We start from the raw sequence: 18,747 nt of genomic DNA, 5'->3' as shown, positions 1-18,747 counted from the left end.
ACGCCCGTAGAACAAGATGCTGGCGATGACGAGCATCGCCGTCACCGCCAGCATATGCGCGAGCGCTCCCGAGGCCGCCCCCTTGGTGGCTTCCTTCATGCCGTTTTCTCCCTAGACTTGGGCGTAACTCATCGTGGCGCGGTGAGCGCACACGACGGCCAATTGTTTTTACTCGGAACACCCCTTGCGAGTATCCGCCGCGATTTGTCCCCACGCGGCGAATATCGACTGTGTCAGGGTCGATCAGCAATGCGGCGGCAATTTGACTCGATGATGTTGCTCCTGCGTCCAGCCGCGAATAGAGTCTTCGGGAACCTTCGCCGGTGGCGACAAAAAGCATCAAAAGGTCAGGGAAAACTTCAGGAAAATCATGGCCCGCATTCAGTACAGCGACCCGTCCAAGGCATCCGACCGCACCCGCGAAATCCTCGACAAGAACCGTCATGCCAACATCTTCCGGATGATGGCGCATTCGCCGAGCTACTTTGAGCAATATTGCCGCCTCGGCGGCGCGATCAGGCACAAGGGCGAGCTCGATCCCGTTGTGCGCGAGCTTGCGATCACCCGCACCGGCATCCTGTGCGAGGCACCCTATGAGATCGTCGCGCACAAGCGCATCGGCAAGAATGTTGGCGTCACCGACGAGCAGAACGAGGCGCTCGAGAACTGGCAGGCCGCATCCTGCTTCAACGAGGTGCAGCGCGCCGCGCTGGCCTTCACCGACGAGATCGTGAAGCTGACGAAACCGACGGACGCGACCTTCAAGGCGATCGCATCGCAGCTGACGCCGGCCGCGCTGGTCGAGCTCCAGCTCTCGGTCGGCTTCTATATCATGACCTCGAAATTTCTGGAGACCTTCGAGATCGATCTCCAGCCCGTCACCGAAGTGGTGGGCTGACTAAAGCGTTTTCGAGCGAAGTGGGCACCGGTTCGCGTGAAGAAAACGCGTCAAAACAAGAATCTGGAGCTTCGGTTCTGATTCAATCAGAACCGAAGCTCTAGACGCAAGCGCGAGGGATGCCGATGACGATCGACGAATATGCGGACTGGGCCGCAACCATTGCGAAAGTCGAAGAGCATCCGTCCAACGAGCGGCTGTCCTATCTCGGCCTCGGCCTCGCCGGTGAGGCGGGGGAAGTCGCCGAGCATATCAAGAAGCTGTTGCGCGACGATTGGCTCGACAAGGCCGGTCTCGTCGAAGAGCTCGGCGATGTCGTCTACTACTGGGCCTGCCTGTGCGCCGCCACCGGCCAGCGGCCATCTGCGCTGCTCGATGCCAGTGCCGCCAAGATCAGGCGACGTATCAGCGAAGCGGCGAGCCGGTAGGCCGCGGCTCACGTCGAGGTCAAAATGTCCACCTTGGCGTTGGCGACGATCAGGCGATCGGCCAGGAGCTGGGCCAGGTTCCGCATGATGCATTCGCTGGCACGCGGGTGCTGCTTGCGGAAGCGCTCGAAATCCTTCAGCGGCACCTCGCATGCCGTCGCTGCCATGTCGGCGAACACGTCGGCGGCGCGGGTCTGTTCCAGCAGCGCCATCTCGCCGAACGCCATGCCGGCGGTGAGCGTCGCAAGCCTGACGCCGTCGGGCAAGGTGACGTGCACGGCACCGCTGCGCAGGAAGTACAGGGCATCGGCGGGGTCGCCGGCCGCGAGGATCTTCGCGCCGGATTGATAGGTCCTGATGGTGCAGAGCGAGGCGAGATCCGTCAGCTCTTCCTCGCTCAGCCCGTTCAGCAGGGGCTGCTCGGCAAGCTCGGTGGTCTCGTGAAAATCGATCGAGCCGCCGTAGCGATACACGATCTGGTCTTCGGCCCATTCGATCGCGGTATCGAGCAGATAGAAGTCGCGGACGTTCTTCAGCTCGGCGGTCCATTCCCGCAAGCTGTTCCATTCCTTGGACGCGCGCCTGACGCCTGACAGCACGACGGTCACGTTCAGTGCCGCAAGCTCCTCGAAGGCTTCCGCCACAAGCCGCGCGCCGGCCCGCGTGGTCGAGGTCACGCGGTGGAGATCGAAGATCACGAATTGCGGCCGCATTCGTCCCGCCAGCCGGCGCGAGATGTAATCCACCGCCGACAGCGACAGCGTGCCGACCAGCTCGATGATGCGCACCTCCTGCTCGTGCGCGGCGAGGATCTCGCGCTCCTGCGGGCGGCGCACGCGGCGCGACGGGCTCTTGCCGATGTCGTAGTCGGCGATGACCGCGTTACGCGCATCGTCGCTGCGGTTGAGCATGTGCAGGTCGTAATGCGAGGACAGCGCCTCGCAGACCTTGATGCCGCGCACGCTGTTGCCGTGCTTGTCGAGCTTTGGCGAATAGCTGCCGAGCCCAAGGCGGGCAGGGAGCGCGGCCAGGATGCCGCCGCCGACGCCGCTCTTGGCGGGGATGCCGATGCGGTAGATCCATTCGCCGGCATAGTCGTACATGCCCGAGGACGTCATCACCGAAAGCGTGCGCGAGATCGCGTAAGCGCTCAGCACCTGCTCGCCGGTGACCGGATTGATGCCGCGATTGGCGAGCGTCGCCGCCATCACCGCGATGTCGCGCGCGGTGACCAGCACGGCGCATTGCCGGAAATAGACGTCGAGCACGCCGGCGACGTTGTCCGAGATCACCGCGTTGGTCTTGAGCAGATAGCCGATGGCGCGGTTGCGGTCCCCGGTCTGGCTTTCGGAGGCATAGACCGCCTCGTCGACGGCAAGATCGCGTCCCGCAAAACGGCTGAGCGCAAGGCGGATCTGCTCGAAAGCGTCAGTACCCTTGCTGTCGTAGATCAGCCCGGTGCAGGCAATCGCGCCGGCATTGACCATCGGGTTGAACGGATGGTTCTCGGAATTGAGCCGGATCGAGTTGAAGGGATCGCCGGAGGGCTCGACGCCGATCGCGCCTTCGACCTTGCCGGCGCCGAGCAGGTCCAACGCCAGCGCGAACACGAACGGCTTTGACATCGACTGGATGGTGAAGGGCACCCTGGAATCGCCGACTTCATAGACGTGGCCGTCCAGCGTCGCTAGGCTGATGCCGAAATGGGCAGGGTCGGCCTTGCCGAGCTCGGGAATGTAATCGGCGACCTGGCCCGACGTCTCGGCGGAGAATTCGCTGAGGCAATTGTCCAGAAACCGCAGCAAGGGCGGCTTCGAGCGGGTCCAGGCGGTGGCGAGAGGCGAGAGCGGTTTCATCGCCTCCCTTGTGCAACGCAATCAGGGCACGCGCAACCCGTCCGGCATCACCGGCTGGCGCCGGACCAGGAGACGCGCGATCAGAAGCGTCGGCAGCAGGATGCCAAGGCCGAGCAGCGTCACCTGCATCTGCGACAGCGGCATGATGCCGCCGCCGGGCGTCGCCACCACGAAGCCGCCGATCACCAGCAGCACGCGGATCGGCCATTCCAGGCTGCCTGCGCCGCGCAAGTCCCCGACGAAGGGCTGGTAGCCCTGGATGCCGGCGCAGATGAACAGCGTGCCGAACGCGGCGAGGCCCATCAGGCCGAGGCCGGCGAGATAGGGGCTCGAGCCCTGCAGCACCAGCGCCGGATTGAGCACGAAAAAGAACGGCAGGAAATAGATGATGCTGCCGACCCACATCGATTCCCAGCCCGTCTTCATCGCCGGCGAGCCGGCGATGCCTGCGGCGGCGAAGGAGGCGATCGCGACCGGCGGGGTGATCGACGACAGCATGCCCCAGTAGAAGATGAACATGTGCACGGCCATGCGATTGAGCCCGAGCTTCTCCAGCGCGGGTGCGACCAGGATGGCGAGGAAGATGTAGCAGGCCGTCGTCGTCAGGCCGAGGCCGAGAATGAGGCTGGTGAGCGCGCACATGCCGAGCAGCAGGAAAGCGTTGTCGCCGGCGATGTGCAGGAGATCGTTGGCAAGGCTCGACACCACGCCGGTCATCGAGAACGCGCCGATCAAGAGGCCGCAGCCGGCGAGGATGCCGACCAGCTCGACGAAGGTGCGGCCGTTGACCTCCAGGAACTTGCCGATCGTCACAAATGTCCAGCGCGTGTCCTTGGAGAAGAACTGGTTGAGCACGAGGAGCAGCGCGGTGGCGTAGAACGGCGCGTGGCTCTCGCGCTTGAAGTAGAGCAGCATCACGATCAAAAGCGCGATGACGAAGACGTAGTACCAGCCGTCCTTGATCGTGTCCATGATCCGCGGCAGCTCGGCGCGCGGAATGCCCTTCAGCTTGTGGCGCGCGGCATAGGCGTCGACCTGCATGAACAGGCCGACATAGTAGAGCACGGCCGGAATGATGGCGGCGACCGCGACGTCGGCGTAGCTGACGTTGAGGAACTGCGCGATGACGAAGGCGGTCGCGCCCATCACCGGCGGCGCCAGCACCGCGCCGGTCGAGGCGCAGGCCTCGATCGCGCCGGCATAGGAGGCGCGAAAGCCGCTCTTCTTCATCACCGGGATGGTCATGGTGCCGGCGGTCAGCACGTTGGAGATGATCGAGCCTGACATCATGCCGAGCAGGCCGCTGGCAAAGATGCAGACTTTTGCCGCGCCGCCGCGGAAGGTGCCGCACAGCGCGAAGGCGAGATTGATGAAGAATTTTCCGGCGCCCGTCATCATCAGCGCGGTGCCGAACACCAGGAAGCCGATCACGGTGTCGGCGAAGGCCTGGATGGGAATGCCGAGTAGGCTCTCACCCGACAGCACGTGATAGGCGGTCGCCTGTTCCAGCGTCGATTGCGTGCCGCGGAACGGGCCGAGCCAGACGGATTCGGCGAACAACGGATAGACGGTGAACGGAAGCACGCTGAGCAGCAGGCTCCAGCCGCCGGTGCGGCGCAGCGCCTCCATCAGCATGACCCACATCACGAGGCCTGCGGCGATCACCGTGTTGGGCGCGCCGCCGAATTCCCAGCCGGCCTCCGCTGCCTTGCGCACGTTCGACATCAGCATCAAGGCCGCCGCGAAGGTCGCGACGAACAGGACGAGGTCGTACCAGGGAATCCGGTCGAGCGGCGCGCGTTCAGACCCCGGGAAGATCAGGAACGTGAACGGAAGCATCAACGCGATCAGGAGATAGAAGTACTCCGTGTTGAGCTGGGTGTAACCGACGAAGAAGCGCAGCGAGAATTGCTGGTTGATGCAGAGCAGGATCGTCGCGGCGGTCGCAACGATCAGCGTCCAGCGCCACGCGCCGCGCAACGTGCGCACCCGCGTCACCTCCGCCTCCTGCATGTTGCCGGCCGCGCCGTGCGGATCGTCGAAGACGACCCGCTTGGGCTCGTCGTGCGGGGCGCTGGTGGTGGAAGAAGAAGACATCATCGACCCCGATTGCGGGCTGGCAGCTAGTTAGGTGAATGGCAGTGGTTTGAAGCAGTCGGGCCGCGGGCTCCTTAACCTCTCCCGCTTGCGGGAGAGGTCGGCGCGAAGCGACGGGTGAGGGCTCTCTCCTCTAGGGGAGTCCCACCGCGGAGACACCCTCTCCCCAACCCTCTCCCGCAAGCGGGAGAGGGGGCGCAGCTCCCTCGTGGCGACGATCAATGCCCTCACCAAGACTATTCCTCGAACCCGTTTGCCATGCCGGCTTTCGCCAGCGCCGCGGCGCGCGCCTTCATCCAGCCGTCGAGGAATGCTTTGTCGTCCGACGGCGGATTGGACTTGCCGTACTCGGTCCACGCGGCCGCCAGCACCTCCTGACGCTTGATCAGCTGATGGTTGTGCGCCTCCTGCGCATCGCTCCATTGTCCGGCTTCTTTGAGCGCCTTCACCGCGCCGGGATGCACCGGCACCACCCAGTTCTTGGTCTGGCGGTCGGCCGCAAGCCCGCCGGCGCCGGGCGCGGAATCCTTGTAGGCGTCGTAATTGACGATCATCGCCTTGGTGATGGCATAGACCTGGTCGTCCGGTTGCGAGGCATAAGCGACGAAGATCGGGTAGGGATAATTGCCGAGCTCGACCGGCTTCTCCGGCGAGATGCCGGCGCCGCAGGTCGCAAGTTGCGGAAAGAAGAACGAGCCGACCTTCTGCATCCGCGCCCAGCCTTCCTTGTCCTTGGCGGGCAGCGGCGGCCAGATCAGGCCGCGCGGCGACGTCTCGGCCTCCTTGGCGGGTCCGGTGATAGTGGTGCCGAAGGCGGCATCGACGTCGTTGTTGATCAGGCCTTTCCACATCGCGCCGTAGCTTGCGAACTCGACGGCCTTCACGTCGTTCTTGGTCAGCCCGGCGAAGGCGAGCACCGCGAGCGAGTTCTGGTTCAGCGCGGGCGAGCCGACCACGAAGCCGACGCGCTTGCCCTTGAGGTCCTTCAGCTCCTTCACGCCGGTGTCGGCGGCGACCGCGAGCGAGCCGCAATTGCAGTCGACGGACGAGAGCAGGATCTGCAGTGCTTGCGGACCCCATTCCTTTGAGCCGAACTCGAACACGCCTTCCTGCGCGAAGTAGGTGCCCGATCCCATCGCTGCGGAAGCTGCGCGCTTGGCGCGAAGCGGCGCGAGGCGCGCGACGTCGTTGCCTGCGGGGAGCACGCGCACGTCGGTGCCGTATTTGTCCTTCATCATCTTGCCGACGCCGACCGCGATGTTGAAGCCAGCGGTGCCGGTGTCATAGGCGGTGAACGTCAATGTCGCCGGCAGCTTGATGTCTTCCGCGAACGAATAGCGTGTAGACGCAAAAGAAATGCCCGCCACCAGAGCAGGCGCGAGCACGAGCAGCCCACGAAGCATGTTTCCCTCCAATGATCCTCGCTTTGCCGCGAAGATTTTCATTCTTTGTTTGAAACAACGTTTGTTTGAAACCGATCATGTCACCGCGATCAAGCGATGGCAACGCCGTACCGCGCACGTGGGAATGCGACTGACACATTGTCGCGGAAACAATCGGACAATGCGGTTAACTCGCGACGATCGCGATCGCCTGTCCCTCGGCAACGACGTCGTCGACCTTCACCAGAAGCGATACGATCGTGCCGTTCGCGGGCGAGGGCACCGGGATTTCCATCTTCATCGCTTCGACCACCACAACGTCATCGCCATCCGCGACGGTTCCTCCAACTTGCACGGGAGTTGCGCAGATGCGTCCCGCGACCTCCGTGACGATCTTAATTTCTGGCATGCCATCGCCTTTTTGTTGTCGTCGCAAAATGCCTGAGGTAGCGTCGTCTGCAAGCGGAATTTAATTCCGCAGAGCGGAACACAACGGTAGGGACCATGGGACGACGTTCGGAGCGGTTGAGCAGGCAAGGTGCGCTCGCTGGCGAAGCCGGTGAGGGTGATGTGATCCAGGTGGTGTCGCGCGCGTTCGACGTGTTGCGATGCTTCGAGGGCCACGAGGCGCGACTCGGCAATCTCGAGATTTCAAATCGCTGCGGTCTGCCGCGCTCGACGGTATCGCGGCTCACGCACACGCTGACCCGCATGGGCCAGCTCGTGTATCTGCCGCGCGATCAGAAGTATCGCATCGGCCCGAGCGCGGTCGCGATGAGCGCTTCGATGATGAAGGGCGCGCAGCTGCGCAGCATGATTCGCCAGCGGCTGCAGGAAGTCGCCGAGCAGCTGCCGGGCACGGTCGGCTTCGTCGTCCCCGACCGCTTCCATCTCGTCTATCTCCAGTTCGCGCGCTCGCCGAACGCGCTCGGCTTGCACGAGGGCACCGGCAGCCGCATCTCGATGGCCTCGACGGCGGCAGGCGCGGCCTACACCGCGGCGCTTGCGCCCGAGATCGGCGATGCCTTCATCGCAGACATGGAGCGCGAAGCGCCCGAGGCTGCCAAGATTCTCAAGCCCCGCATCGAGACCAACCGGCAGATGCTGCGCGAGCGCGGCTATGTCGTTGCCTGCGGCCTTTGGAGCCCGCACATCAACGGCCTCGCGGTGCCGATCTGGTCGCCGCAGTACCAGACCTTCGTGGTCATCACGATCGGCCTTCTGTCGGCGATGTATGACGAGCAGCGTCTGCACGACGAAGTCGCACCGCTGATGCTCCAGCTCGGCCGCTCGCTCGGCAGCCTGATGGAAGGCGCGGAAGGCGACGCCTTCAACAACCGTATCTCGCGTAAGCCGGTCGCCATGGCCGTGCACAACAATAACAAGCCGATCCATTCGGAGGGAGTGAATGAACTGGAAGCCGGAACTCGACGAGCTCGCCCGGCGCGAAGCCTTCGCGCGGGAGATGGGCGGCGTTGACAAGGTCAAGCGACAGCATGACCAGGGCCGGCTGACTGTTCGGGAGCGTATCGACAAGCTGATCGACAAGGGCAGCTTTCACGAGATCGGTGCCGTCTCCGGCATCGGCGAGTACGATTCCAGCGGCGATCTGAAGAAGCTCACGCCGGCCAATTGCGTGTTCGGCCGCGCGCGCGTCGACGGCCGCACATTGGTCGTGGTCGGCGACGATTTCACCGTGCGCGGCGGCTCGGCGGATGCGTCGATCTCGGCCAAGCCGCTGATGGCGGAGGAGATGGCGCACGATTTCCGCCTGCCCATCGTCCGCATCATCGAGGGCTCCGGCGGCGGCGGCTCGGTCAAGACCATCGAGACCAAGGGCGCGGCCAATCTGCCCGGCGGCATCGGCGGCACGCGCTGGTATCGCTTCACGACGGAAAATCTGTCGCGCGTGCCGGTGGTCGCACTCGGTCTCGGCTCGGTGGCGGGCCTGGGCGCCGCGCGTCTTGCCGCCAGCCACTATTCCATCATGACGCGGAAGTCCGCGATGTTCGTCGCGGGTCCGCCGGTGGTGAAGGCGCTGGGACAGGACCTTTCGAAGGAGGAGCTCGGCGGCGCCGAGATCCAGACCCGCGCCGGCGCGGTGGATCATGCCGTCGACACCGAGGAGGAGGCCTTCGCCTGCGCGCGGCGTTTCCTCTCCTACCTGCCGTCGTCGGTCTACGAGCTGCCGCCGACCCTGCCCTGCACCGACAGCCCCGAGCGCAGCGACGAAGCGCTGATGAACGCGGTGCCGCGCAACCGCAAGCAGGTCTACAAGATGCGGCCCATCATCGAGTCCGTCGTCGACAAGGGCTCGTTCTTCGAAGTCGCCAAGAACTTCGGCAAGCCGATCATTGTCGGCCTCGCGCGGCTCGAGGGCAGGGCCGTGCTGCTGCTCGCCAGCGACAGTTTCCACTATGGCGGATCCTGGACCGCGGATGCCTGTCAGAAGGTGGTGCGCTGGGTCGACTTCGCCGAGACCTTCCACCTGCCGATCGTCTATCTCATGGACTGCCCCGGCTTCATGATCGGGCTCGATGCGGAGAAGGCGGCCACCATCCGGCACGGCGTGCGTGCCATGGCGGCGGTGAACCAGACCACCGTGCCGTGGTGCACCGTGATCCTGCGCAATGCGTTTGGTGTTGCGGGTGTCGTGCATCAGCCGGCCGACCGCTTCTCGATCCGCTATGCCTGGCCGTCGGCCTATTGGGGCTCGCTGCCGCTCGAAGGCGGCATCGAAGCCGCCTACCGCGCCGACATCGACGCGGCGGAAGACAAGGCGGCGAAGCTGAAGGAGATCGAGGAGCGGCTCAACAAGCTCCGCTCGCCGTTCCGCTCGGCCGAAAAGTTCTGGGTCGAGGAGATCATCGATCCCAGAAAGACGCGATCGCTTCTGTGCGAGTTCGCCCGGCTGGCGGAGCCGCTGCGCAAAGCGGGGCCGCCGGAGAACTTTTCGATCAGGCCGTAGCATCCTCGTGCTCGGACATGATGCTCGTGCCCCGGACGCAGCGCAGCGCTTCTTCAGCGGTGCGCTGCAGAGCCGGGGCCCATACAACAGCGATCTCGGAGCCTCCTCGGCCCCGGCTCGGCGCCGCAACGCCGGCGCGTCCGGGACACGAGAGAAGGTGGCTTCACGCGCTGATCGAGTATTCGTGCGCTGCGAGTTAATCATCTCAGGCGCTACGTGCAGGATATGAGACCTTGCAGTCGTGGCGCGCAACCGCAGCCATTTTCAGCCGCTCTTTAGGCCCATTTCAGCCAAACTGTTATTGGTTTCTCGTTGCCCGGGGCAGGGTCTCTCATTTGGAGTCCTGCAATGTTCAAGCGAGTATTTTCTGCGTGCCTCTTCGTTGCCTTGGGTTCTGTCGCTTCGGAAGCGCGCCCTTATCGCATTCAACAAGCTCCTGAATGCAACGTCACCATGCCCTGCGACTTCTCGTATTCGCAGACGCAACGCGAGCGGGCTTCCAGGTCCTCACTGATTTCCAGATCTTCGCCGATTTCCAGGCCCACACTGCAAGCGTACCGCTCGACACAACTGACAGTGACTGATGCTGGGGGCACGACCACGCCGGCGACCGTCCCCGGTGCTCAGGGCGCTCGCGTCGTCGGTGGCCGTCCGGCCGGTTGCCCTTCCTCGTTCTGCGGCTGCGGCGCGGCTCTGCGCGTGTTCGGCCGTATCGTGCCGGAATTGAATCTTGCGTCCAATTGGCTCCGCTTTCCCAGGACATCACCCGCACCGGGAATGGTTGCTGCGCGGCGAGGACACGTTTTCGTCCTGGAGCAGCACCTCGGAGGCGACGTCTGGATGGCCTATGACGCCAACTCGGGCGGGCGCGCGACGCGAATCCACGCGCGTTCGCTGCGAGGGTATACGATTGTCAACCCGCGCGGCGGCTCAGTGGCTTGAGGACAGCGGATGGCGCTCTAAGCACCGCGGACGGGTCGCAACATCTTTGCGACCCGCCGACGCTGAACAAATTGCTGGCGCCGGGCCCACAGCCAATCACAGCCGGAGCACCTTGCCGGGATTCATGATGTTGTGCGGATCGAGCGCGCGTTTGATGGTGCGCATGATGTCGAGCTCGGTCTTGGATCGGTAGTGGCTGAGCTCGTCGAGCTTGTCGATGCCGATGCCGTGCTCCGCCGAGATCGAGCCGCCCATGGAGGTGACGAGATCGTTCACGGCGCGCGTGATGGCGGCCGCGTATTGGTTCAACGTCTGCTGGTCCATGCCCTTCGGCCCCATGAACGAAAAGTGCAGATTGCCGTCGCCGATGTGCCCGAGCGGATAGGGCCGGATGGTCGGGAGAATGTCGCGCACGGCCTTGAGGCCCTTGTCGATGAACTCCGGAATCTTGGAGATCGCTACCGACACGTCGAAGCTGATGCCCGGTCCCTCGGCGCGGGAGGCCTCCGCCATGGCTTCGCGGATGCGCCACATGTTGCGCGATTGACCGAATGTTTGCGCGATCGTCGCATCCAGCACGCGGCCGGCTTCGAGCTGATCGGCGAGAAACTGCTCCATCTTGCCGGACATGCCCTCGGTTCCGTCCCGGCGCGGGCGCGCGGACGACCATTCCAGCAGCAGGTACCAGGGCGTGTCCGCCTTCAGCGGATCCTGCGTGCCGGGAATGTGGCGCAGGGCGAGGTCGATGGCCGCCCGGCTCAGCAGCTCGCAGGAGCCGACATTATCCTCGGATGCCGCGTGCGCCTCGGACAGGATTTCCAGCGCGGCGCGGGGATCGCGGACCGCCAGCCACGCCGTGCAGACGTCCTTGGGCGCCGGCCACAGCTTGAGCACGGCCTTGGTGATGATGCCGAGCGTCCCCTCGGCGCCCATGAACAGGTGCTTGAGGTCGTAGCCGGTGTTGTCCTTCTTGAGCGCGCGCAATCCGTCCCAGATCTCGCCGTTCGGCAGCACGACTTCGAGCCCCAGCACGAGGTTGCGGGCGTTGCCGTAGCGCAGCACCTGCACGCCGCCGGCGTTGGTGGAGAGATTGCCGCCGATCATGCAGGAGCCCTGGGCACCGAGGCTGAGCGGCAGGAAGCGGTCGTGCTCGCTTGCGGTCTCCTGAAGCGTCTGCAACACGCATCCGGCCTCCACCGTCATCGAATAGCCGACGGGATCGACATCCAGCACGCGGTTCATGCGGCCGAGCGACAGCACGATGCCGGTGTGCGCAGGCCAGGGCGTCGCCCCGCCCATCAGGCCGGTGTTGCCGCCCTGCGGCACGATTGCGATGCCATGTTCGTGACAGAGCCGGACCACTTTCGCGATCTCCTCGGTGCTGCCAGGGCGAACGACCGCCCCGGCGCTGCCGACCAGCAACCCGCGCCAATCCGTCACGAACGGCTGCTTGCCGTGCGCGTCCTCGATAAAGCCCTTCTCGCCCACGATCGCGCGCAACGCCTGGCGCATCTCGGCGGTCAAGGGAGCGGTCGGAATTGCGGGCGGGGACGTTGGGAGGGCAGCCGGCATTTGTTTCCTCGGCGCATCTTGGTGTGCACTGCGCACGGTGACGTGCGTCGGAGCATTGTCCATGTTTGGGCCGTGAAGTCTAACGGGAATGTGGCTCGGCCCGTATGCGGGCCTGCCATCGGCCGCGCCGCCACGGTCCCCTCAGGCGGACAGGGCTATCGCAGATGAAAGCTTTTCCCTGCGGCCATCCTTCGAGACGCCCGCTTTGGGCGGGCTCTCAGGATGCGGGCGGATTATGCGGCAGCAGTTTCAAGGGGCCCTGACGCTGACGAGCCTCCTCCTTGAGGAGGCGCGCAAGCGCCGTCTCGAAGGACGAGGCGTGCGCGAAAGGCCGCCCACGCGCGCCACTGCGACAATTCGGAATAATCGCATAATAGCCCTGTATTGCCCGACGTGTCAAATGGCGCTCGGGACGCACCAGGCTAAGTCATTGATCCGTCACGCCCCGGCTACTGTGCATGGGGTTGTTTTCGCGTTTTTTGTTTGAGCACCCCGCCGGAGGGCCTCCTTACGCCCATTCGGTCTCCCGGTGCACGTCGTGCACCACGAGGCCCATGCCTTCCTCCGGCATCTTGATCCAGTCGCGGCGCTTCAGAGCCCGCTTGGTGTCCTCGTAGCCGCTGGTCCAGTGCTCGCGCATCGATGTGCCCGAGAATTCGTGGTCCTTGGCGTCGCCCTCATAGGCCTTCTGCTGGTAGATCAGATGCAGGATCGCGATCTCCGGCATGTTGCGTAGGCTCGCTTTCAGCTTGCGCTCCTCCTCGGAAAGTTGCTCGTCCGGCAGCTTCGCCAGCGCCTTGTACAGCAGGACCTTGAGGTTGTGCGTGCGGCGGTAGACGTCGGTGTTGTGGCGGGTGCGCGAGGAATACATGATGTCCTTGTGGCGGGCCATCACGTCCTGGATCGAGCGCGGCAGCACGCCGCGTGCGCTGAACAGGTCGACCTGGAACACCAGCGAATTGAGCGCATCCTCCTGGTCGAGCAGGTGCTGGAGCGGCGTGTTGGAGACGATGCCGCCGTCCCAGAAATGGTCGGTGCCGATCCGCACCATCGGCAGCGCCGGGGGCAGGGCGCCGGAGGCCATGACGTGCTCCGGTCCGATCTCGTCATGGGCATTGTCGAAATAGATGAAGTTGCCCGAGAGCACGTTGACGGCGCCGACCGCGAAGCGGACCTTCTTGTCGTTGATCAGATCGAAATCGACGAGTTCGATCAGGCTCTCGCGCAGCGGCGTCGTATCGTAGTAGCTCGTCGCGGGTGCGCGCGCCGACCGGGCTGAACCAGGGATTGACCTGGTGGGGGGTGAAGAAGCCGGGTTGGCCCAGCGCGGACGTCATCCACGCGCTTGTGAGATTGCGCCACTGACGAAAGACGTCGCCATCGGGTGTGTAGTGCCAGATCTTGCGGTTGGTGATGCGCTCCCAGAAGATGCGCAGCGCCTCCAGCCGCTTCTCCGGCTTGTTGCCGGCGATGATGGCGGAGTTGATCGCACCGATCGAGACGCCGCAGACCCAGTCGGGCTCGATGCCGGCCTCGTGCAGCGCTTGGTAGACGCCGACCTGGTAGGCGCCGAGCGCGCCGCCGCCTTGCAGCACCAGCGCGACCCGGTCGCAGCGCTCGGGCCGCCAGCCGCGCGCGGGCCGCTGATGTGTCGAATGCATCGGTTGCGACGTGCGGGCGTCCATGGGCTGCCTCCCTACCTTGGCCCGGACGATTACGCCCGGCGGTGACGGTGTGATGACGGGGTGCGGCAGCGGGGACGCAGATCGTGCCGCTGAAGGAAATCCTTCACATCGCAGTCAATGACGATCGCTAGCAATATAGTTCAAGCCTGTTGCGGCCGGGCGGGCGTCACACTGAACGTCACACAGGAGACAACCGATGCGCAAGGAAGACGTGCTGAGGCTTCCGTCGATGCCCGCCGCCGGGCCGAGCTATCCGGCCGGGCCGTATCGCTTCGTCAACCGCGAATTCCTCGTCATCACCTACGAAACCGATCCGGAGCTGATCCGCGCCGGCCTGCCCGAGCCGCTGGAGCCGATCGACCAGCCGATCGTGCATTACGAATGGATCAAGATGCCGGACTCCTCCGGCTTCGGCAGTTACACCGAATCCGGCCTCGTCATCCCGGCGCGCCTCAACGGTGAGGAGGTCAACTTCGTCTCGCAGATGTATCTGGACGATGATCCGCCGATCGCCGCCGGCCGCGAGATCTGGGGCTTTCCGAAAAAGTATGCCCATCCAAAACTCGAGATCGTCAAGGACACGCTGACGGGCACGCTGGAATATGCCGGCCAACTCGTCGCCATGGGCACGATGGGCTACAAGCACGAGAGCATGGCCGGCAATGGCGATCTCACCCGCGCCACGCTGTCGAAGACGCAAGTCAACCTGAAGATGATCCCCGGCGTCGATGGCCGGCTCGAAGTCTGCCAGCTCGTCGCCATCAACCTCGTCGACATCGTGCCGAAGGGCTCGTGGATAGGGCCCGGCCGTTTGCATCTGGTCCCGCATGTCAACGCCCCGGTCGCCGACTTCCCGGTCCGGCGCTGCCTCGGCGCGCATCATTACATCGCCGACCTGACGCTGCCGTTCGGTCGCATCGTCCATGACTACATCAGGGAAGCCGAGGCCGCCGCGACCCGGCTGGCGGCGGAGTAAGCTCCATCATCAAACTGTAACACTGGCGTAATTGAGTACCCGCGTGGGTCCGGAAGATGCCGTCAGCCAACTTCCGGATACGGGGGCATTGTTGACGGTTGGGGTTGGCCATGGCCGAGCCGGCAAAGCTAGTCAGCGCGATAACGAAGGCCGAGCCCGCCATTCCCGGCCTGGTCTGGGCGTTCCGCCTGCACGGCGACGGCAGCCCCGAGGCGCTGCCGATCGACCAGCCGATCGAGTTCAGCCATGACGGCCGGCTCTGGCTGCATTTCAACCTCACCGACGCGCGGGTGCGGCCCTGGATCGCGGCATCGACGCTGCCGCCGCTCGCCCGCGAGCTGTTGCTGTCGAACGACACGTTCCAGCAGCTCCACGTGATCGATCACTGCGTCTACGGCGTGTTCTCCGATCTGGTGCGCGAGATCGACCGCGCGTCGGAGGAGACCGCGTTCCTGCGCTTCGCCATGACCGAGCATCTCCTGGTCAGCGGCCGCCATCACGCCCTGTGCTCGGCGGAGGCGACGCGCCGCGTGCTCGAAGGTGGCTACCGCGTCGATAATGTCGCGCATCTCCTGGAGAAGATCGTCGACGAGGTCGCGGACACGCTCGATAGGATGGCCGACAGGCTCGGCCAGGAGATCGACGGCATCGAGGAGCGAATTCTCGCCGACGATACCAGGCCGGAAATGCGCCGCAATCTGGGCCGGCTGCGCCGCACCTGCGTCAGGCTGCATCGTCAGCTCACCGGCCTGCGCGTGCTGTTCCATCGCCTCGATCAGAAGAACACCGATCATTTGTCTCCCGCGCTTCGCATCCACGCCGGCAAGCTGGCGCAGCGGCTCGACGGCCTCGATCACGACATCGTCGAGCTGCGCGAGCGCAGCCGCCTGCTCGAAGAGGAGCTGCGTTTCAAGAACGAGGAAGAGAGCAACCGCCACCTGCACACGCTCTCGATCGTGACCTCGCTCTTGCTGCCGCCGACGCTGATCACCGGCATCTTCGGCATGAACACCAAGGGCCTGCCGCTCACCGATGTCGAGACCGGTTTCCTCTGGGCGGCGGTGCTGATGGCCTTGTCGGTTGGCGCCGCCTATCTTTTCATGCGGCGAACTGGCATTTTCAAGTAGCGTAGGCCAGCCGGTATCAGCCGTGATCGGAACTGCTGTTCGATTTCCATTGCGACGCGCCGCAATTGCGTTGGCCTGCGCTGCCGCCAGCACCGAGGCGTTCGCCGGCGCCAAGGACGAAAGCGCGGCCGCATGGCTGGCGCCAAAATGGTTCAACGAGTGGCATGACGGCCTCACCAACAAGGGCCTGAATTTCGGGGCTACCTTCATCGCCGACAACATCGGCAACACGACCGGCGGCGTGAAGCGCGGCGCCATCCATTTCGGCCGCCTCGACCTCTCGGTCGATGCCGATCTCGACAAGCTGGTCGGCTGGACCGGCGGTCGCTTCTACGCCAATGCCCTCGTGATCTACGGCCGCGGGCTCTCCCGCAACTACATCCATAACCTCGCCACCATCAGCGAGATCGAGGCGCTGCCGGACCAGCGGCTCTACAACGCCTATTTCGAGCAGAGCTTCTTCAATGACCGGCTGAACATCAGGGCCGGCCAGCAGGCTGCCGACGTCGAGTTCTTCGACAGCCAGACCGATGACCTCTTCGTCAATGGCACGTTCGGCTGGCCCGCGATCAAGGCTTCCAACCTTCCGGCCGGTGGCCCGGCCCCGCCGATCGCGGTGCCCGGCATTCGCATCAGGGCCGCGCTATCGGACCAGATCACCGCCTATGGCGCGGTATTCAACGGCGATCCCTCGGGGCCGGGCGATCAGGATCCACAGTTGCGCGACCATCACGGTCTCGCATTCCGCGTCAACGATCTTCCCTGGGTGATCGGGCAGGTCCGCTTCAGCTACGACATCGACATGGGGGGACGTCCGCTCGCGGGCAATGTCACGCCCGGCGCCTGGAAGCACTATGGCGCGTTCGACAGTCAGCGCTTCACGGTGGAAGGCCAGTCGATCGCCGATCCCTCAGGCAGCGGCATTCCGGCAAAGCTTCGTGGCAATTACGGCATCTTCGCGGTGATCGAGCAGGTGCTCTATCGCCCGCCGGAGGTGAAGGAGAACAGCACTTCGGCCTCGCTGCCGGGCGTCACCGCGTTCGGCCGCATCGCCTACAGCCCGCCGGATCGCAACCTGATCGACCTCTATCTCGACGGCGGCATCGGCTTCGTCGGCTTCACGCCCGGCCGTTCGCTCGACCGTTTCGGCGTGGCAATGGCCTACATGCGCATCTCGAACACCGCGCGCAAGCTCGACATCGACACGAATGTCTATACCGGCGTGCTGGGGCCGCTGCGCAGCAACGAGACGCTGATCGAGATGATCTACGAGGCGCACATCAAGCCGGGCTGGCTGATCGCGCCCTACTTCCAGTACGTGTTCCGCCCCTCCGGCGGCGTCCCCAACCCGAACGATCCGACCGGCGTTTCGCGGATCGGTGACGCCGCAGTGTTCGGCGCCACCACCACCATCCGGTACTAGGCCGCCGCCGGCTGTAGTTTCGGCTGCCGCGACAGCGCCAGCACGATCAGGGCCGCGAACACGCAGAGCGCGCCGGCGATGAAGAAGGCGGGCAGGTAGCTCTGATAGGCCGTGCGCGAGAACCCGGCGCCGAACGCGGCCGTGCCGGCGCCGAGCTGATGGCCGGCGAAGATCCAGCCGAACACCAGATTGGCGCGCTCGGGGCCGAACTTTTGCGCGGTGAGCCGCACCGTCGGCGGCACCGTCGCGATCCAGTCGAGACCATAGAACATCGCGAAGGCCGAGAGGCCGTAGAACGAGAAATCGCTGAACGGCAGGAAGATCAGCGAGAGCCCGCGCAAACCGTAGTACCAGAACAGGAGCCAGCGATTGTCGTAGCGGTCCGACAGCCAGCCCGACATGATCGTGCCGAAGAAGTCGAAGATGCCCATTGCCGCCAGCAGGCTCGCCGCCTGCACCTGCGGTATGCCGAAATCGAGGCACATCGGGATCAGGTGCACCTGCACGAGGCCGTTGGTGGAGGCGCCGCAGACGAAGAAGGTCGCAAACAGAATCCAGAACGCCGTCGATGTCGAGGCGTCGCGCAGCGTGCCGAGCGCAACGCCCGTGATCGAGCCGTGACTGACCGGCGGGGCGGGCAAAGGCTCGGTGCCCTCATCGCCGAATGGCCGCAGGCCGACGTCGCTGGGGCGATCGCGCATCGCGAGCAGCACGGCCAGCGCGGAAACGGCAAGCATGATGCAGACGAAGCCGAGTGCGAGCCGCCAGCCATAGCGCTCGGTGAGGCTCGCCAGCAGCGGCAGGAACACGAGCTGCCCGGTTGCAACGCTCGCGGTCATGATGCCGACGACGAGGCCGCGCCTTGCCGCGAACCAGCGCGTGGCGATGGTCGCGCCGAGCACCAAGGCCGTCATGCCGGTGCCGATCCCGATCACGACGCCCCACAGGGCGATGAGCTGCCAGACTTCCGTCATGCCGAGCGAGAGCACGAGCGCTGAGACCACGATCAGTTGGGCGGCCAGCGTGACGTTGCGCAGGCCATAGCGGTTGAGCAGGGCGGCCGCGAACGGCGCCATCAGTCCGAACAGGATGAAGCGGATCGACAGCGCGGAGGAGATCTCCGCCGTGCTCCAGCCGAACTCCTTCTGCAGGGGAACGATGAACACGCCGGGCGCGCCGACCGTGCCGGCGCTGATCAGCGCGGCAAGGAAGGTCACGCCGACCATCACCCAGCCGTAATGGATGTTGCGGCGATTGAGGGTTGCCGCGAGCCAGTTCGAGATCATCTAATTTCCTTGGAGACCGAAAGGAGGGGCATTACTTAGAGCGTGTTTGCTGCCAACGCTGTGTCAGTAGCGGGCTCGCCACGCCTGCCAAACTGGCACAAATAGGG

General features: G+C 64.7%; 13 protein-coding genes and 1 pseudogene. 7 read left to right on the top strand and 7 right to left on the bottom strand.

The window, feature by feature from the left end:
- The first annotated feature begins 370 nt into the window (after positions 1-370).
- Both HZZ13_RS04000 and HZZ13_RS03995 read left to right on the top strand, forming a co-directional pair.
- On the top strand, positions 371-898 hold the full coding sequence (locus HZZ13_RS04000) for a carboxymuconolactone decarboxylase family protein (RefSeq protein WP_197958351.1): 528 nt from the start codon (positions 371-373) through the stop codon (positions 896-898).
- A 125-nt stretch (positions 899-1,023) separates the two neighbouring features.
- Entirely contained in the window at positions 1,024-1,326 is a 303-nt protein-coding gene (locus tag HZZ13_RS03995; RefSeq protein WP_197958350.1) for a nucleoside triphosphate pyrophosphohydrolase family protein, read from the top strand.
- A gap of 8 nt (positions 1,327-1,334) precedes the next feature.
- Here HZZ13_RS03995 and glsA read toward each other — a convergent pair whose 3' ends face one another.
- The 4 genes from glsA to HZZ13_RS03975 form a co-directional block, all read right to left on the bottom strand.
- Entirely contained in the window at positions 1,335-3,182 is a 1,848-nt protein-coding gene (gene glsA, locus HZZ13_RS03990) for a glutaminase A (RefSeq protein ID WP_197958349.1), read from the bottom strand.
- 21 nt (positions 3,183-3,203) lie between these two features.
- Positions 3,204-5,279 (bottom strand): TRAP transporter permease, encoded by a 2,076-nt coding sequence (locus tag HZZ13_RS03985; protein ID WP_197958348.1) that lies wholly within the window; start codon positions 5,277-5,279, stop codon positions 3,204-3,206.
- Between the two features lie 236 nt (positions 5,280-5,515).
- A complete protein-coding gene (locus HZZ13_RS03980) occupies positions 5,516-6,682 on the bottom strand; it encodes a TAXI family TRAP transporter solute-binding subunit (protein ID WP_197958347.1) in 1,167 nt (388 codons plus the stop codon).
- 166 nt (positions 6,683-6,848) lie between these two features.
- Entirely contained in the window at positions 6,849-7,070 is a 222-nt protein-coding gene (locus HZZ13_RS03975; protein ID WP_197958346.1) for a biotin/lipoyl-containing protein, read from the bottom strand.
- Between the two features lie 95 nt (positions 7,071-7,165).
- On the opposite strand from HZZ13_RS03975, the gene HZZ13_RS03970 reads away from it, so the two are divergent.
- The gene (locus HZZ13_RS03970; RefSeq protein ID WP_197958345.1) at positions 7,166-8,140 is read left to right on the top strand and encodes an IclR family transcriptional regulator; all 975 of its coding nucleotides are present in this window, start codon (positions 7,166-7,168) and stop codon (positions 8,138-8,140) included.
- Entirely contained in the window at positions 8,070-9,629 is a 1,560-nt protein-coding gene (locus tag HZZ13_RS03965; RefSeq protein WP_197958344.1) for an acyl-CoA carboxylase subunit beta, read from the top strand. Before HZZ13_RS03970 ends, HZZ13_RS03965 begins: the two co-directional genes overlap by 71 nt.
- A gap of 1,038 nt (positions 9,630-10,667) precedes the next feature.
- Here the strand turns inward: HZZ13_RS03965 and HZZ13_RS03960 are convergent.
- Both HZZ13_RS03960 and HZZ13_RS03955 read right to left on the bottom strand, forming a co-directional pair.
- On the bottom strand, positions 10,668-12,143 hold the full coding sequence (locus HZZ13_RS03960) for an FAD-binding oxidoreductase (protein WP_197958343.1): 1,476 nt from the start codon (positions 12,141-12,143) through the stop codon (positions 10,668-10,670).
- A gap of 508 nt (positions 12,144-12,651) precedes the next feature.
- A pseudogene (locus HZZ13_RS03955) lies at positions 12,652-13,828 on the bottom strand (patatin-like phospholipase family protein).
- A 196-nt stretch (positions 13,829-14,024) separates the two neighbouring features.
- Between HZZ13_RS03955 and HZZ13_RS03950 the strand changes: the two are divergent.
- The 3 genes from HZZ13_RS03950 to HZZ13_RS03940 all read left to right on the top strand — a co-directional run bounded on the left by HZZ13_RS03950 (position 14,025) and on the right by HZZ13_RS03940 (position 17,354).
- Positions 14,025-14,804 (top strand): acetoacetate decarboxylase, encoded by a 780-nt coding sequence (locus HZZ13_RS03950; RefSeq protein ID WP_197958342.1) that lies wholly within the window; start codon positions 14,025-14,027, stop codon positions 14,802-14,804.
- Between the two features lie 110 nt (positions 14,805-14,914).
- A complete protein-coding gene (locus tag HZZ13_RS03945) occupies positions 14,915-15,931 on the top strand; it encodes a transporter (RefSeq protein ID WP_197958341.1) in 1,017 nt (338 codons plus the stop codon).
- A 22-nt stretch (positions 15,932-15,953) separates the two neighbouring features.
- Entirely contained in the window at positions 15,954-17,354 is a 1,401-nt protein-coding gene (locus HZZ13_RS03940) for a carbohydrate porin (protein ID WP_197958340.1), read from the top strand.
- Here the strand turns inward: HZZ13_RS03940 and HZZ13_RS03935 are convergent.
- Positions 17,351-18,640: an MFS transporter gene (locus tag HZZ13_RS03935; protein ID WP_197958339.1), complete on the bottom strand. Its 1,290-nt coding sequence runs from the start codon at positions 18,638-18,640 to the stop codon at positions 17,351-17,353. The genes HZZ13_RS03940 and HZZ13_RS03935 overlap by 4 nt on opposite strands.
- Between the last annotated feature and the right edge of the window lie 107 nt (positions 18,641-18,747).

The organism is Bradyrhizobium agreste (assembly GCF_016031625.1).
Lineage (GTDB): Bacteria > Pseudomonadota > Alphaproteobacteria > Rhizobiales > Xanthobacteraceae > Bradyrhizobium > Bradyrhizobium agreste.
The sequence above is the reverse complement of the archived record's forward strand: the minus strand, read 5'-3'. Positions and strand labels throughout refer to the sequence as shown.

What these genes read in the sequence shown, in the direction of transcription:
- HZZ13_RS04000 (WP_197958351.1), top strand. Translation starts at nt 371, where the DNA reads ATGGCCCGCATTCAGTACAGCGACCCGTCCAAGGCATCCGACCGCACC.
- HZZ13_RS03995 (WP_197958350.1), top strand. Translation starts at nt 1,024, where the DNA reads ATGACGATCGACGAATATGCGGACTGGGCCGCAACCATTGCGAAAGTC.
- glsA (WP_197958349.1), bottom strand. Translation starts at nt 3,182, where the DNA reads ATGAAACCGCTCTCGCCTCTCGCCACCGCCTGGACCCGCTCGAAGCCG.
- HZZ13_RS03985 (WP_197958348.1), bottom strand. Translation starts at nt 5,279, where the DNA reads ATGTCTTCTTCTTCCACCACCAGCGCCCCGCACGACGAGCCCAAGCGG.
- HZZ13_RS03980 (WP_197958347.1), bottom strand. Translation starts at nt 6,682, where the DNA reads ATGCTTCGTGGGCTGCTCGTGCTCGCGCCTGCTCTGGTGGCGGGCATT.
- HZZ13_RS03975 (WP_197958346.1), bottom strand. Translation starts at nt 7,070, where the DNA reads ATGCCAGAAATTAAGATCGTCACGGAGGTCGCGGGACGCATCTGCGCA.
- HZZ13_RS03970 (WP_197958345.1), top strand. Translation starts at nt 7,166, where the DNA reads ATGGGACGACGTTCGGAGCGGTTGAGCAGGCAAGGTGCGCTCGCTGGC.
- HZZ13_RS03965 (WP_197958344.1), top strand. Translation starts at nt 8,070, where the DNA reads ATGAACTGGAAGCCGGAACTCGACGAGCTCGCCCGGCGCGAAGCCTTC.
- HZZ13_RS03960 (WP_197958343.1), bottom strand. Translation starts at nt 12,143, where the DNA reads ATGCCGGCTGCCCTCCCAACGTCCCCGCCCGCAATTCCGACCGCTCCC.
- HZZ13_RS03950 (WP_197958342.1), top strand. Translation starts at nt 14,025, where the DNA reads ATGCGCAAGGAAGACGTGCTGAGGCTTCCGTCGATGCCCGCCGCCGGG.
- HZZ13_RS03945 (WP_197958341.1), top strand. Translation starts at nt 14,915, where the DNA reads ATGGCCGAGCCGGCAAAGCTAGTCAGCGCGATAACGAAGGCCGAGCCC.
- HZZ13_RS03935 (WP_197958339.1), bottom strand. Translation starts at nt 18,640, where the DNA reads ATGATCTCGAACTGGCTCGCGGCAACCCTCAATCGCCGCAACATCCAT.